Below are 14735 nucleotides of genomic sequence, written 5' to 3'. Positions count from 1 at the left end.
TCGGTGCTCACGGAATGCTAGAGGTCGAGTACCAGACGGTCACCCGCACAGCGTGATACGCACGCCAACAGGTCACCGGCGGCACGCTCGGCGGGGGTCAGGACGGAATCGCGGTGGTCGGGTGAACCGGCCAGGACCCGTACCCGGCAGGTGCGGCAGAAACCCTGGCGGCACGAATACGGCTGGTCGGGACGGTGCGCCAGCAGTACGTCCAGGGCGGACCGGTCGGCCGGGACGGCGAGTACCGCACCACTGCGGGCCAATTCGATCTCGAACGGCGTGCCGTCGACGATCGGTGGTGCCGAGAATCGTTCGGAATGCAGTTCCACACCGGAGATCCCGCGCAGGGCGGTGGTGACCGCGCCGACCATCGGTGCCGGACCACAGCAGTACACCGCGGTACCCGGGCGCGCGCCGTCCACCAGTTCGGCGCCGGTCGGCAGCCCGGACCGGTCGTCGGTGCGCACGGTGACCCGGCCGCCGAAGCGCTCGACTTCGTCGAGGAAGGGCAGGGTCTCGCGGGTGCGTCCGGTGTACACCGCGGTCCAGTCGATGCCGAGGGAGTCGGCCAGTCGGATCATGGGCAGGATCGGGGTGATACCGATACCTCCGGCCACGAAACGGAGCCGGGTGGCCGGAGATCCGTGGCCCGGTACCGCGAAAGGGAACGCATTACGCGGGCCCCGCACCGTCAACGCGGACCCGATGGTCAACGCCCGGTGCACCTCCTCGGAGCCTCCGCCACCGCCGGGGATGCGCCGGACCGCGATGCGGTAGGTGCGGGTATCGGCCGGGTCCCCGCACAGCGAGTACTGGCGCAGCCGCCCGGAGGGCAGCTCCACGTCCAGATGTGCGCCCGGCCGCCATCTCGGCAGGTCCCGGCCGTCGGCCGCGGCCAGGCGCAGACTCACTACGTCGTTGTCGTGCGCGCGGATCCGCCGCTCGACGACGCGGACACCGATCCGCCCGTCGTCCGCGCGTGCGCTCGGCTCGCGCCGATTGGTGAGGGCGGTCCAGCGCATGCGGGCGTCCACCACGGCGTCGAGCAGACGCAGGGTCCGGTCGCGCCGCGGTCTGCCGTACAGATCGGCCGGCAGCGGAAGCGACGCCCCCGGAGGTGGGTCGGCGATGGTCACGAGGCCGCCCGGGCGGCCGGGGACTGCGCCAGATAGGCGATCGCCTGCGCGGTGGAGCCGACCGATTCCGGGCTGTACCCGGGCCGGAACGTCGACAGCGCGCTGATCAGCAGGGCGGGGACACCGGGTAGCGCGCCGCGCCGCATCGCGCCGAAGATCCGCAGCAGTAGCCGCGGATAGCCCGGATCGGGCAGGGACGGGTCCCGGTGCACCAGGAATTTCGTGCCGCGTACCAGCAGTATCAGGAACGACGGGAAGACCAGCAGCATCAGTGCGCCGCGCCGGAAATAGCCCACGCCGAAGTATTCGGCGACATCGTGGGCCACATTGCGGTGTTCCACTTCTTCGGCGCCGTGCCAGCGGTACAGATCGAGCATGCGCGGGTCGGCGCCGAACTGTTCGAGATCGCTGTTGAGCACCCAGTCGCCGAGGAACGCGAAGAAGTGTTCCAGCGAGGCGATGACCCCGAGCCGGTCGACCAGCTGCTGCCGCCCGGCCCGCGTCCCGGTGCTCTGCCGGGGGCCGACGGTCTTGCGGAACAGGTATTCCGCCTGCCGCAGGAACGGCAGCGGATCGATACCGTTGGCGGTGAGCAACATGTCGTGGGAGCCGGCGTGGGTTTCGGCGTGCATCGACTCCTGGCCGATGAAGCCGAGCATATCCTCGCGCAGTTTCTCGTCCCGCACGAACGGGAGCGCCTCGCCGAAAGTGGTCAGGAAGCTGCGTTCGCCTTCGGGCAGCAGGAGGTTGAGCGAGTTCATCACATGGGAGGCGATGGGTTCGGCGGCCATCCAGTGCAGCGGGATATCGGCCCAGTCGAAGCGCACATCGCGTGCGTGCAACGCGACGTCTCCCGGATCGGTCGCCCGGGTGGGGGCGGAATTGCCGAACAGCCTCATCGATCCTCCTCGATCGTCACCGGTACCAGCGGCGACGCGTCGCGGCGGGCGGTTCACCGGCACCTGTGATGATACACATTAGTGCGACGATGAGTTACAGAAAAGATGGGTAACAGGAACGCCTGCCCGGTCAGTCCGGCGGCTCCCAGTCCGCGACCAGGTTCAGCAGGCCCGGGAACCGCGCGTCGAGATCCTCGACGCGCACCACATTGCGGCGTTCCAGGCCGTGTTGCCACTGCCGGATCAATCCGGCCTCGCGGAGTACCCGCCAGTGGTGGGTACGCGTCGATTTCGGCCGATCGATCCGAAACCAGCCGCACGACTGCGGTACACCACCCGAATCGAGGTAGTACGCGCGCACGATGGCGAGTCGCAGTGGATCGCTGAGTGCGGCCAGCACGGTTTCCAGGCGTAATTCCGCGCGCGTGGGCTCGGGAAGTAACTCGCCGGGTGTGTCTGTGCGGCCCGGCGAGGTGGTGGTATCCGGCACGGTTCTCCTCGGCTCGTCAGCAAGTACGACAATTATCGTACTTGATGCTACAGTTCGACTCTGTTCGTACTTGTTCGAAAAAACTCGTACTTGAGTCAGGAGCGCACTATGGCCGTAACCGCCGCCCTCGTCGCCCGCCCGCCGGGGGAGCGCCGCACCCACCTGCGTATCTGGTCGGCCGCCTGGCCGATCGCCGCGGTCTTCGGCCTCGCGAATGCGGCCACCCCGCTGTATGTGCTCTGGCAGGACGAATTCGGTTTCAGCAAGAGCACTCTCACCGCGGTGTTCTGCTGCTACATGGCCGGTATGGCCCTCGCCCTCCTCGTCGCGGGAGTCACCTCGGACCGGCTGGGCCGGAAAGCGGTGCTGGTGCCCGCCCTCGTACTGGCGATCGCCGCCGGGCTGCTCTTCGCCGCCGCGCCGAGCACCCTCGCCCTGTTCGTGGCCCGCACCCTGACCGGTATCGCCAGCGGCGCCATGGTTTCCGCGGGCGTGGCCGCGGTGACCGATATCGCGGGCCCGGTCGGCACCCGATCAGCGGCGCTGGCCGGTGCGGTCGGAATCGCGGTCGGTACCGGGCTGGGCCCGCTGCTGGGCGGGGTGCTCTCGGAAACCGTGCCCGGCCCGACCGTGACCGTCTTCTTACTCGAAACCCTGTTCCTGCTGGTGGCGCTGGCCATCGTCGTGCTGGTGCCGATTCCCCGCACCGGTGCCGGGGGCAGCGCGGCCTGGATCCGGGTGCCCCGGGTGCCGCACCCGAACCGGCGGCAACTGCTCGTCGCCGTCACCGTGGCGGGTGCCGCGCTGACCACGACGGCGTTCATGCTTTCGCTGGCGCCGTCCCTGCTGTCGGAACTGCTCGGCACGACCAACCGGATCGTCGCCGGTGCCCTGGCCTGCCTGACCTTCGCCGTCGCCACCGGGAGTCAGTTCGCCCTGCGCGGTCTGCCGGTGCGCCGGCTGCTGCTGATCTCGGTGGCCGGCACTATCGCATGTGTGGCCACGCTGGTCGTCGCGGTCGACACCTCCTCGGTGGCCGGTCTGACCGGCGCCGCGGTCCTGGCCGGGGCCGCCTACGGTCCGGGAATGCTCGGCGGACTGGCTCTGCTCAATGCCGATATCCCGGCCGGCCGGCTGGCCGAGGCCAACGCGGCACTCAATATCGGCGCCTACGCCTTCGCCGGTCTGCTGATCCTGGCCCTGGGCTTCCTCAGCGACCGTCTCGGTTTCGCCGCGGGTGTCACCCTTTTCGCACTGGTCGCCGCGACCGTCGCGCTGGCCGGCGGGTCCTTGGTGGCGGCCGGGTTGCACGCCGGACGCGAGTAACGGGGAGGCGGGTCCCGGCCCGGCCGGGCCCCGCCTCAGCGCCTCGGGGGTCCCCGCAGGGATGCCGAAGCTGTCAGAACATGCCGTGCGGAATCCGCTCGCTGTCGGGCACCGGCTGGACCACATCCCAATGCTCCACGATCTGATCGCCGACCAGCCGCCAGATATCGACCACAGCAGTGCCGCGCGTGTCTTCCGGTGTCGTCATGCGGTAGTGCAGCACCACATAGTCGTCGTCGGCGATCACCCGCCGTAGTTCGAGCCGGGCGCGTGCCACCGGGGCGGCGGAGATGAACTCGATGAAGGCATCGCGTCCGGACGGATTGCCCGGACTGTGTTCGACGAAGTCCTCCCGCAGGAGAGTGCGCAGTATCTCGGTGTTCCCGGCCGCGAACTCGGTGAATCCGTGGACGACGAGTCGCCGGTTGCGCTCGGCTCGGCTGTCGGGGTGCTCGGTCATCCTCCGACGCTCGCACGCCGCGGCCGGGCTCGTCGATTACCTGGGTGGTAGTGGCGACGCGCCGCCCGGGCCGGAGATACTTCGAGATGTGAGCGAAGACAGGCCCGTAGGTGCGCTGCTACGGGAATGGCGGCACCGCCGCAACCTCAGCCAGCTCGACCTTGCGATCCGGGCCGATATCTCGGCCCGCCACCTCAGTTTCGTCGAGACCGGGCGCACCGTCCCCAGCAGCGCGATGGTGCTGCGTCTGGCCGAACACCTCGCGGTACCGCTGCGTGAACGCAACCGCCTCCTGGTCGCGGCCGGACACGCCCCGGTCTACCGGCAGCGCCCGTTGGGCCACCCTGATATGGCAAGGGTGCGGCAGGGACTCGAACAGTTCGTGCGAGCCCACGAACCGTTCCCCGCACTCGCGGTCGATCACCGCTGGAATCTGCTGCTCGCCAACAACGCGGTCGATATCCTCCTCGACAGCGTCGACCCGGCGCTGCTGCTGCCACCGGTGAACATGATGCGGCTGGGCCTGCACCCGCGCGGCTTCGCGCCCCGGGTTGCCAACCTGGCGCAGGTGCGGGGTCACCTGCTGCCACGATTGGCCCGCCAGGCCGCGCAGAGCGGGGACCCCGAACTGGGCGCACTGCACGACGAACTGATGGCCTATGGGCCCCCGCCCGGCGATCCGCAGCCGGACCCGGCCGAGATCGCCCTGCCGATCCATCTCGAGTATCGCGACACCCGCCTGTGTTTCATCAATGCCGTCACCACCTTCGGCGCCGCCTTCGATATCACGCTCGCCGAGATCGCCGTCGAAACCTATCTGCCCGCCGACGCCGCGACCGCCCGTTTCCTGGTGGGTGAGGCAGCTACGGGAGGACGGGCGCCGCGGCTGTCCGGGTGAGCGAGTCACTCGGAGCCGGGAAACGGTCTGCCGAAAGAAAAGGCCCGCAGGTCGGTGACCTGCGGGCCTTCCGTGGAGCTGCCGGGAATCGAACCCGGGTCCTCCGCCGCTTCATCAAGGCTTCTCCGTGTGCAGTTCGCTGTGCCTCTACTCGGATCTCCCGGTCTCGCGAACAAGCCGGGATGACGATCCCAGTCGCTGTGGGATGTCCCGCACTACTCCGCGACCGAGTCGCGCGGTGAGCCCTCTAGCTGATGCCGGCACCGAAGCCGAGGGCGAACCTCGGGCCGACAGAGACGCTATCGCTTAGGCAGCGAGAGCGTACTCGCGCTGATTGGAATCGGCGCTTAATTGGTTGCAACGACGCTTACGGTGGTCTCTTGCCTGCACCGACACGCTTCCCCTGAATCTACGTACGCAGTCGAAACCGTTCAGCCCCGTACGTCCCGGCACCTTGCCGGGCTAGTCATGTTAACACCTGACCCACCGTGGTTCATTCCCTTTTTCCGGCGCCGCCGGGGCTGCTCAACGCATGCCCTTGATGCGGCGGCCGAGCTCGCGGGTGACCTCGCGTTCGGCGGTCCGCCGGGCCAGATCCTGCCGTTTGTCGTAGTCCTGCTTACCCTTGGCGAGGGCGAGTTCCACCTTCACCTTGCCGTCGGAGAAGTACATCGACAGCGGAACGAGGGTTTGATTGCCCTCGCGCGATTTGCCGACCAGGCGTTCGATCTCCCGTTTGTGCAGCAGTAGTTTCCGGACCCGGCGCGGTGCGTGGTTGGTCCAGGTGCCGTGGCTGAACTCGGGGATGTGCAGACCCCGCAGCCACACTTCGCCGTTGTCCACGGTCGCGAAGGCGTCCACCAGTGAGGCCTTGCTCTCACGCAGACTCTTGACCTCGGTACCGACCAGCGCGATCCCGGCCTCGTAGATGTCCAGGATCGTGTAGTTGTGCCGTGCCCGGCGGTTGGTCGCGATGACCTTGCGCCCGTTCTCCTTCATAACGACAACCTTAAGCGGCCGCGACAACCGGATTATTCCCGGTCGCTGGTCAGCCGGGTTGCAGGATCAGATACAGAACCAGCACGCCGGCGAAGGCGAGGACGAGCAGGACGGTGGAGAGCCGGGGCCTGCCGGCGGGATGCGGCCGGAATCGGCGATCGAGCCAGTTGCTCTCCACCGCCGGGTCCGCGCTCCGGCCCCGTGGTGGACCGTCTGCCGGTTCGCCGGGGGAGCCGCCCCCGTCTCCGCCGATGGTGTCGTCGGACCCGTCCCCGGATACCATGCTCGCAGACTAGCCGTGCGGGCAGATATTCGCGGGCGGGGCACGCGAATTCGGGCTGCCGAGCTTATCTGAGGATCCGCAGCGTGATGCCGAGGCCAAGGAGAATGCTGGCGGTGGCGACCAGCGCGGTCGCGAAGGATTGGGTGATAGCGGCGATGCCGGTGCTGAAAATGAGGCACGTGGCGAGGGCCAGCAGCGCGGTGCCCCATTCCATACCGGCGATCCGGGTGGGTCGGTTACGCAGTGCTGTCATATCTTCCGTGTACCCGGCGGCGTGGGTTATCAAACCGTGACTGCCGTAATCGCTCGGAATATGGTATCCGACCCGCTGGTCCGCCGTACGGGGAATGCGGTGGTGAGCCATGGCAGAACCTCCGTTTCGGTGGCGGTGTGGATGTGTTAACAGTAACGGAGAAATCTCCTCCTGGATACCGCTCAGCAAATCGAGAGATGGCCATCACAGCTCCGTCGGTGAGATCGGGCAATTGTGCGATGAGCTCGTGATCTTTCGGTAAAAATGCCTGTTAAAAGACCTGGGGTCGGTTTACGGACAGTTATCGCGACCCGAAGATTCCATGGCGTTCGGAAGCCGAATCGGAATACAGCAAACTGTTTGCCAACGATTAACTGTGGCCTGTTCGAAGACCGTCGCGTGCCGTGCGCGGTGCCGGCTGCCTAAGCTCGTGGCATGTGCAATCCAACCCCTCGGGTGACGCCGCCCCGCGCGGCGCGCGGCGGGCCGGAGGCGGGGCGGTGACCGACTGGTACGCACGCACCGGCCGTATCGCCGCACTGACCGGCGCCGGAATCTCCACCGACAGCGGTATCCCCGACTTCCGCGGGCCGCGCGGAGTCTGGACCGAAGACCCCATCGCCGAACTGCTGTCGACCTACGACCACTACCTGGCCGATCCGGCGCTGCGCGAGAAATCCTGGCTCGCCCGCCGCGACAATCCCGCGTGGGCGGCCGAACCGAACGGCGCCCACCGTGCGCTGGTGGATCTCGAACGAGCGGGCCGGGCGCTCACCATCGTCACCCAGAACATCGACAGGCTGCATCAGCGTGCCGGATCCGCACCGCAGCGGGTGGTGGAGATCCACGGCAATATGTTCGACGTCGTCTGTGTGCAGTGCGACTACACCGCCACCATGGCCGCCACGCTGGAGCGGGTGGCCGCCGGGGAAGTGGATCCGCCCTGCCCGACATGCGGGGGAGTCCTCAAGGCCGATGTCATCATGTTCGGCCAGGCCCTCGATCACCGCACGCTGATCAAAGCGACGCTGGCCGCCGAGACGGCCGAGATCTTCCTGGCGGTCGGTACCTCGTTGCAGGTGGAGCCGGCGGCCTCGCTGTGCGGGCGCGCGGTATCGGCCGGCGCCGATCTCATCATCGTCAATGCCGAACCGACGCCCTATGATTCGCTCGCGACCGAGGTCGTGCGCGAACCGATCGGCACCGCGCTACCCGAGCTGGTCGACCGCATCCTCGGTCGCTGACACCGGGCCGAGGACCCGGTCCAGATAGACGTTGGCGAACCGGCCGTCGGGGTCGTAGCGCCGGCGCACCGCCGCGAACCGGTCCCAGTCGGGATAGCGGCCGCGCAGTGTCTCCGCTGTCTGATAGTGGCGTTTGCCCCAGTGCGGGCGGCCGTCGTAGCGATCGAAGATCGCCTCGCATGCGCGGAAGAACGGCCCGTGGTCCATGCTCTGGTACTGGTGCACCGCGATATAGCAGGTGGCGCGCCCGCCCGCGGGTGAGAGGAACGCGTCGTCACCCGCCACCCAGCGCACCTCGATCGGCATCGGGCTGTCGAAACGCCGGGCGGTCTCCTTGATCTCCCGGATCGCCGCGACCGAATGCTCGCGGGGGATCGCATATTCCATTTCGGTGAAGCGGAACAGCCGGGGGCTGGTGAAGACCCGGTAGGACCGATCGACCTGGCGGCGGTAGCTGCCCGCGTAGGCGGCCCCGCGCTGGATCCAGGGAATGAGTCCGGGCCGGCGGCGGGCGAGCCGGCACAGTGCGTCGAAGGCGTGATTGGACAGCAGGATGTCGGCGAACCAGTCCACCGGTGCGGGTCGCGGCGCGGCGGGGAGATCGACGCGGTTGTTGCGCTTGGTCATGGCGATCGGGCTGTGCGCGAACATGTAGAACTCGAAATGGTCGTTGCCGTCGATATAGGAGTCCAGATCGGCCAGTACTTCGTCGACCGGGACCGGACGTTCGACACCTTCGAGGACGAACGAGGGGACGAGTTTCAGAGTGAAGGCGGTCACCACGCCCAGGGCGCCCAGTCCGACCCGGGCGGCGCGCCAGGCCTGCGGGTTGGACTCCTCGGTCAGTTCGACGATATGGCCATCGGCCGTCATCAGCTCCACCGCGTGCAGGGCGGCGGAGATATTGGGCAGCCGGCCGCCGGTGCCGTGGGTGCCGGTGGCGGTGGCGCCCGCGATGGTCTGGACATCGATATCGCCCAGGTTGGGAAACGCCAGGCCGTACTCGTCGAGCCGGGCGTTGAGTGCCGCCAGGGTCGTCCCCGCCTGCACCCGGGCCAGCCCGGTCGCCGGGTCCGCTTCGAGGACGCGGTTCATCCGGGACAGGTCGAGTAGCACGCCGTCGGTGAGGCAGGCGTCGGTGAACGAGTGACCCGAGCCCGCGACGCGGACTCGATGCCCGGCCTCGGCCGCGCGGGCGAGTTCGGCGGACAGTTCCGCCTGATCGCGCGGCGCGCACAGGCGGGCCGGTGTGCACTGCTGATCACCGGCCCAGTTCACCCATAACTTGGTCACGCGTCCAACTCTAAGGGAAGAGTGCGGCCGATGGGGAAGAAGGGCGGAGAATCGACACGCGCGGGTCAGCGGCGGCGGATCGGCATCGGGCCCGGTTTCGCGGCCTTGGCCTGCTCGACCTCGGCCAGGCCGAGTGCGTTCACCGTCAGCGGCTGCGGGGGCGAACTCTCGGCCACCGTCCCCACCCCGACCCCGGCGCGTTCGGCCACCTCGTCGAGCGTGATATCCAGTCCCCGAGCGGCGAACAACTCGCGTGCGGCCTCGACGATCCGCTGCTGATTACGCGCCGCATCGACCCGGAGCCGGCGCGTCCGGGGCGTAGTGGTGGCGAGATTCACATCCGGGATGGTAGCAACCTACGAATTAACCGGAATCTCTTTCGATCCGGCCGAATCGATCCCGGCGCGCTCGGGACCATTTGCGGGGCCGCGTATTCGGCGGTTCCCCCGCGGCCGGACCCCTCCTGCCGATAGGACAGTAGTTGCTGGTCACCGGCATCGAGGACCACCTCGGACCCGCCGTCCGGTCTTCGGTGCCGCACGAGCGGCGGAGTTCACCACCCTTTCCGGCCATCCCGGCCGGGTTCGTACACTGCTCGGACCGGTAGCCGCCGGTGTGGGGTCTCCACCGAGTAGTGGTGTGCCGATCCTGCTGTCGTCGTGGCCCGGTCCGGCCGCCCGCGAGATGGCCGGAAGGCACGGCATGGCAACGCAGTACGGCACGAGCTGAACGCAGTACGGTACGAGCGAGAGGGGTCGGGTCATGATGGTGTCGGGAAGGTCCGGAGCACCGGACGCGGCCGCGGGGCCGTTCCGGTGATCACGATGACCAGCCGCGTGCGGCCGACCACGAAGGGAGACCCGAGCATGGCCCACAATCGAGCCGGACGGCCCGCCCGCCCCGGCGATCTGGTGGATGTTCCGGGGCTGGTGACCGCGTACTACAGCCGGGTGCCCGACCCGGCCGAACCCACTCAGCGGGTGCTCTTCGGTACCTCCGGGCACCGCGGTTCGAGTCTGGACGGCACCTTCAACGAGGCGCATATCCTGGCCATCACCCAGGCCGTCGTCGAATACCGGGCGACCCGGGGCATCACCGGACCGGTCTATCTCGCCCGCGACACCCATGCGCTGTCCGAACCCGCGTGGACCACGGTCCTGGAAGTGCTGGCCGGCAACGATATCGGCGCCGTGGTCGATTCCCGGGGCCGCTACACTCCCACGCCCGCGCTGAGTCATGCGGTGGTGCGCCACAATCGGGACGGCGCCCGGGCCCAGGCCGACGGCATCGTGGTGACTCCGTCCCACAATCCGCCGCGCGACGGTGGCATCAAATACAACCCTCCGCACGGCGGCCCGGCCGATACCGGCGCCACCGACAGCATCGCCGAACGTGCCAACGAACTGCTGCGCGGCGGGCTGGCCGAGGTGAAGCGCGCTCCGCTCACCCGGGCCATGGACTCGGTGCAGCGCTACGACTACCTCGACCACTACATCGCCGACCTCCCCGCGGTACTGAACCTCGACGCCGTCCGCGGCGCCGGGATCCGGCTCGGCGCCGACCCTATGGGCGGTGCCAGCGTCGACTACTGGGAGGAGATCGGGCAGCGCTACGACCTCGATCTGGAAGTGGTGAACCCGAGCGTGGACCCCACCTGGCGGTTCATGACGCTCGACAGCGACGGCCAGATCCGGATGGATCCCTCGTCCCCGCACGCCATGGCCTCGCTGGTGGCGATCCGCGACGACTACGACATCTCCACCGGCAATGACGCCGACGCCGACCGGCACGGCATCGTCACCCCCGACGGCGGCCTGATGAACCCGAACCACTTCCTCGCGGTGGCCATCGAATACCTGGTCGCCAACCGGCGGGGCTGGGACGCGCTCACCAAGATCGGCAAAACCGCGGTCACCTCCTCGATGATCGACCGGGTGGTGAGTGTGCTGGGCCGCGACGTGTACGAGGTGCCGGTCGGGTTCAAATGGTTCGTCCCGGGACTGTTCAGCGGCAGTCTCGCGTTCGGTGGTGAGGAGAGCGCGGGCGCCTCGTTCCTCCGGATGGACGGCACCGTATGGACCACCGAGAAGGACGGCATCCTGCTGGCCCTGCTGGCCGCCGAGATCGCCGCGGTCACCGGGCAGAGCCCCTCGACCCGCTACCACGAACTGGAACGCCGCTACGGCAGCCCCGCCTACGCTCGTATCGATGCTCCCGCCGACCCCGCACAGAAGAAGCTGCTCGCCGGTCTCAGCCCCGAACAGGTGACCGGCGACGAGATCGCCGGCGAACCCATCACCGACATCGCCACCCGGGCCCGCGGCAACGGCGCCGCGCTGGGCGGACTCAAAGTGAGCACCGAGAACGCCTGGTTCGCCGCGCGGCCGTCGGGCACCGAGAACAAGTACAAGATCTACGCCGAGTCCTTCCACGGCGCCGAACACCTCACGCAGGTGCAGGAGGCGGCCCGGGAGATGGTCGGGCGGGTACTGGCCGACGGGTAGTGCGCGGCCTGGGCCGCTTCAGGTCGGCGCGGCCCAGGGCCGGTCCGGGAAGGATCCCCGAAGCCGGGGCCGGTCGACAGTACGGTCCCGGAGGCCGGGACCGGTCCCGGATTGGAAGCCTGGAGCCGGGGCTCGGCCGACGGGGCGTTACGAGAACCGGTGGGCAGGGGCCGACGGGCCGGGTTGCCGAGTCGGGGACGGTTGGGGGATAGACGTCCCGAACTGAATCGGCAAAACTTCCCGAACTGGATCGGCGGACGGGAACGGCCGTCGCGCCTACGCGGGCCGATTCGGCCGCGTCGGCCCGGCTCGGTGAACCCCGCGTCGGCGCGGGGAATTGTCGGGTCCACCCCGGCGTTGACTGCCGGGGTGAGTGGTGAGGCCCTGGCAGACGATCGACCCGGATCCGGGAATGTGTACGGAACGGGTGGGCAGGCCACAGCGCGAACACCGAGACTCCGGCGCCTGCTCCCGGCCCGCCGCCGCGTGAACAGCTCGGGCAAACCGCCGCTACCCAGCGAGATATGGGTGCTGGTCGGCGCCGCCTTCTGTATCGCCATGGGGTTCGGCCTGGTGTCGCCGGTGCTGCCGCAATTCGCGCTCAGCTTCGGGGTGGGCGTGGCGGCCGCGTCCGCCATCGTGAGTGCCTTCGCCGCCATGCGGCTGCTGTTCGCGCCGGTCAGCGGCCGGCTCGTACAACTGCTGGGGGAGCGGCGGATCTATCTGGTCGGCCTGCTCATCGTGGCGATCTCCACCGGGGCGAGCGCCTTCGCGCAGACCTACTGGCAGCTCATGGTGTTGCGCTCGCTGGGCGGGGTCGGGTCGACCATGTTCACCGTCTCGTCGATGGCGCTGGTGATCCGGCTCTCCCCGCCGACCGAACGGGGACGGGTCACCGGATTGTGGTCCACCTGTTTTCTCATCGGCGGCCTGTCCGGCCCACTGATCGGCGGCGCGCTGGCCGGCTTCGGTCTGCGCGCCCCATTCCTCATCTACGCCGTGGCGCTGCTGCTCGCCGTCGCGGTCGTCTACTTCAATCTGCGCGATTCCCGCCTCACCGAATCCGATACCGGCCGCGATATCGCCACTGTGAGTTTCCGGCAGGGGCTGGCGCGCCCCGAGTACCGGGCGGCACTGTTCTCCAATTTCGCCAGCGGAGCCGCGGTGTTCGGGGTACGGATGGCGCTCGTTCCGCTGTTGGTGGTCGAAGTGCTGGGTCAGTCGGCCGGGATGGCCGGAGTCGCGCTCACCGTGTTCGCGGCCGGCAACGCGACCGTGCTGTTCTTCTCCGGGCGGTTGTCCGACCGCTACGGCCGCCGCCCGCTGCTCATCTCCGGTGCGCTGGTGTGCGCGGTCGGCACCACCGGCCTCGGCCTGGCGCCCACCCTGACCTGGCTGCTGGTCACCTCGTTCGTCGCCGGTATCGGGTCCGGCCTGCTCACCCCCGCCCAACAGGCCGCCGTCGGCGATATCATCGGCAACCGCGCCCGCGGCGGCACCATGCTCGCGGGTTTCCAGATGGCCCAGGACCTGGGCACGGTGCTGGGCCCGATTGTGGTCGGTGCCATCGCCCAGCGGTTGTCCTACGGCGCCGGCCTGGCCGTCACCGGTTCGCTGCTCGCCGTCGCCGCACTGGCCTGGCTGATCGTGCCCGAACCGATGGATCGCGCTCCCGCCGCGCCGGAACCCGGCAACGCCTCCGCGCCCTCCGGCGTCTCCATGCCGAAGACCTCGGCCGCCGGCCCCGCCGACTCCGCAACCATGGCGAGCAACCCGGAAAACCGCACCTGACCGCGGCGTGAGTGATTCGTGCGTGACCGGTTCGCCCGGATGCGGCAGAGTGGTCGCGTGAGCAACAAGCCGTCCGATTACACCCCGCGGCCGATGTCCAACCGGACCACCTACGCCCTCGGCGCGCTGGCCCTGGTTCTCATCGCGCTGATCGTCGTGTTCGCCTACCGCTGGGGCGGCGACCAGCAGGCCGAGGTCCGGAATGAGGGATACGGCACGGTGCGCAACGAGGCCGTCACCGCCGCCCTGCAGAGCGACGGCGGCGTCCGGCTCGGCCGCCCCGAGGCGCCCAAGACGATCGAGGTCTACGAAGATCCCATGTGCCCGTCCTGCGGCACCCTGGAAACCCTCTACGGCCAGGAGATCGCGCAGAAGCTGGACGAGGGCAAACTCGCCGTCCACTACCGCTTCGTCAACTTCCTCGACCCCAAATCGTCCAGCGGCGACTACTCCACCCGCGCCATCGCCGCCCTCCAGTGCGTCGCCGACACCGGTTCCGGCGTCATCTACTCCAGGTTCCATGACGCCCTGTTCACCACCCGCCAGCCGGCCGAAGACTCCGAACTCACCGACGATGAACTGCTCACCATCGCGACCGAATCCGGCGCCACCGGCCCCGCCCGCGACTGCATCACCGGCGGCGCCCGCCGCGGCCAGGTGACCGACCAGGCCGCCGCCACCCTCGACGCCCTGACCGCGGCCCTCGACGGCGCCGCCGCCACCCCGAGTGTGTTCGACGGCACCACCAAGATCGACGTCAACGAGCCGGAGTGGGTCCAGCAGCTGGCACCGTGACCTGGCCGTTCACCCGGAATCCAGGCGATTTGGCTCCCGGCGTCCCAGTGGTGTAACTTCGTTCAGGCAGCCGGGGAACCGGCGGCAGACATCCGGGGCTATGGCGCAGCTGGTAGCGCACCACACTGGCAGTGTGGGGGTCAGGGGTTCGAGTCCCCTTAGCTCCACAAAAGTAGCAGGTCAGGCCCGGTCTAAGACCGGGCCTGACCTATTTATTGTGTTTGACCCCGCGGTTACCCCCCGTTTTGGTCTAGTTTCGATTTGCCGAAATCGACGCGATCGCGTGTGTAGCTGTATCCGCCGAGACCGGACCGGCGGATTCGATAGCAATCGTCTTACCCAACCGCCCTGATGCCGCGTGGCT

Annotated in this window: 14 protein-coding genes, 1 tRNA gene, 1 other RNA gene and 1 pseudogene; 7 read left to right on the top strand and 10 right to left on the bottom strand. The window is 68.6% G+C overall.

Features of this window, described 5'->3' with window-relative positions; all coding sequences use genetic code 11:
• Positions 1–17: 17 nt before the first annotated feature.
• The 3 genes from IG75_RS0123300 to IG75_RS0123290 all read right to left on the bottom strand — a co-directional run bounded on the left by IG75_RS0123300 (position 18) and on the right by IG75_RS0123290 (position 2525).
• Complete coding sequence (locus tag IG75_RS0123300; protein WP_051714854.1) at positions 18–1136, bottom strand: PDR/VanB family oxidoreductase; 1119 nt, start codon at positions 1134–1136, stop codon at positions 18–20.
• A complete protein-coding gene (locus tag IG75_RS0123295) occupies positions 1133–2035 on the bottom strand; it encodes a metal-dependent hydrolase (protein ID WP_030523469.1) in 903 nt (300 codons plus the stop codon). Before IG75_RS0123295 ends, IG75_RS0123300 begins: the two co-directional genes overlap by 4 nt.
• A 130-nt stretch (positions 2036–2165) precedes the next feature.
• Complete coding sequence (locus tag IG75_RS0123290; protein WP_030523470.1) at positions 2166–2525, bottom strand: ArsR/SmtB family transcription factor; 360 nt, start codon at positions 2523–2525, stop codon at positions 2166–2168.
• A 108-nt stretch (positions 2526–2633) separates the two neighbouring features.
• On the opposite strand from IG75_RS0123290, the gene IG75_RS0123285 reads away from it, so the two are divergent.
• Positions 2634–3851, top strand: coding sequence for an MFS transporter (locus tag IG75_RS0123285; RefSeq protein ID WP_030523471.1), 1218 nt, complete (start codon positions 2634–2636; stop codon positions 3849–3851).
• 73 nt (positions 3852–3924) lie between these two features.
• Here IG75_RS0123285 and IG75_RS40380 read toward each other — a convergent pair whose 3' ends face one another.
• Positions 3925–4311, bottom strand: coding sequence for a nuclear transport factor 2 family protein (locus tag IG75_RS40380; RefSeq protein ID WP_051714853.1), 387 nt, complete (start codon positions 4309–4311; stop codon positions 3925–3927).
• An 88-nt stretch (positions 4312–4399) separates the two neighbouring features.
• Here IG75_RS40380 and IG75_RS0123275 point away from each other — a divergent pair, with 88 nt between their 5' ends.
• Positions 4400–5209 (top strand): helix-turn-helix domain-containing protein, encoded by an 810-nt coding sequence (locus tag IG75_RS0123275; RefSeq protein ID WP_245713276.1) that lies wholly within the window; start codon positions 4400–4402, stop codon positions 5207–5209.
• Positions 5210–5279: 70 nt separating this feature from the next.
• On the opposite strand, the gene ssrA is transcribed toward IG75_RS0123275, so the two are convergent.
• The 4 genes from ssrA to IG75_RS38445 all read right to left on the bottom strand — a co-directional run bounded on the left by ssrA (position 5280) and on the right by IG75_RS38445 (position 6744).
• Positions 5280–5648, bottom strand: a transfer-messenger RNA (tmRNA) gene (gene ssrA, locus IG75_RS37885).
• A gap of 86 nt (positions 5649–5734) precedes the next feature.
• Entirely contained in the window at positions 5735–6208 is a 474-nt protein-coding gene (smpB, locus tag IG75_RS0123270; protein ID WP_030523474.1) for an SsrA-binding protein SmpB, read from the bottom strand.
• A gap of 49 nt (positions 6209–6257) precedes the next feature.
• Complete coding sequence (locus IG75_RS0123265; protein WP_030523475.1) at positions 6258–6491, bottom strand: WLR motif membrane protein; 234 nt, start codon at positions 6489–6491, stop codon at positions 6258–6260.
• 64 nt (positions 6492–6555) lie between these two features.
• A complete protein-coding gene (locus IG75_RS38445) occupies positions 6556–6744 on the bottom strand; it encodes a hypothetical protein (protein WP_081877101.1) in 189 nt (62 codons plus the stop codon).
• A 437-nt stretch (positions 6745–7181) separates the two neighbouring features.
• Here IG75_RS38445 and IG75_RS0123255 point away from each other — a divergent pair, with 437 nt between their 5' ends.
• Entirely contained in the window at positions 7182–7988 is an 807-nt protein-coding gene (locus IG75_RS0123255) for an SIR2 family NAD-dependent protein deacylase (protein ID WP_245713277.1), read from the top strand.
• On the opposite strand, the gene IG75_RS0123250 is transcribed toward IG75_RS0123255, so the two are convergent.
• Together IG75_RS0123250 and IG75_RS38440 are read right to left on the bottom strand one after the other, a co-directional pair.
• A complete protein-coding gene (locus IG75_RS0123250) occupies positions 7953–9281 on the bottom strand; it encodes a D-arabinono-1,4-lactone oxidase (protein WP_030523478.1) in 1329 nt (442 codons plus the stop codon). The two genes, IG75_RS0123255 and IG75_RS0123250, sit on opposite strands and share 36 nt — an antisense overlap.
• Positions 9282–9454: 173 nt before the next feature.
• Positions 9455–9619 (bottom strand): annotated as a pseudogene (locus tag IG75_RS38440) (TetR family transcriptional regulator); the annotation flags it as partial.
• Between the two features lie 528 nt (positions 9620–10147).
• Between IG75_RS38440 and pgm the strand changes: the two are divergent.
• The 4 genes from pgm (at position 10148) to IG75_RS0123225 (ending at position 14538) form a co-directional block, all read left to right on the top strand.
• Complete coding sequence (pgm, locus tag IG75_RS0123240; protein ID WP_030523480.1) at positions 10148–11785, top strand: phosphoglucomutase (alpha-D-glucose-1,6-bisphosphate-dependent); 1638 nt, start codon at positions 10148–10150, stop codon at positions 11783–11785.
• A gap of 558 nt (positions 11786–12343) precedes the next feature.
• Positions 12344–13576 (top strand): MFS transporter, encoded by a 1233-nt coding sequence (locus IG75_RS0123235; RefSeq protein ID WP_435824644.1) that lies wholly within the window; start codon positions 12344–12346, stop codon positions 13574–13576.
• Positions 13577–13633: 57 nt separating this feature from the next.
• A complete protein-coding gene (locus tag IG75_RS0123230) occupies positions 13634–14371 on the top strand; it encodes a DsbA family protein (protein ID WP_030523482.1) in 738 nt (245 codons plus the stop codon).
• A gap of 94 nt (positions 14372–14465) precedes the next feature.
• A tRNA-Ala gene (locus IG75_RS0123225) sits at positions 14466–14538 on the top strand.
• Positions 14539–14735: the final 197 nt, after the last annotated feature.

Origin of the sequence: Nocardia rhamnosiphila NBRC 108938, from assembly GCF_000720425.1 — a bacterium.
GTDB classification, from domain to species: domain Bacteria; phylum Actinomycetota; class Actinomycetes; order Mycobacteriales; family Mycobacteriaceae; genus Nocardia; species Nocardia rhamnosiphila.
This window is presented reverse-complemented; position numbering and strand designations above follow the sequence as displayed.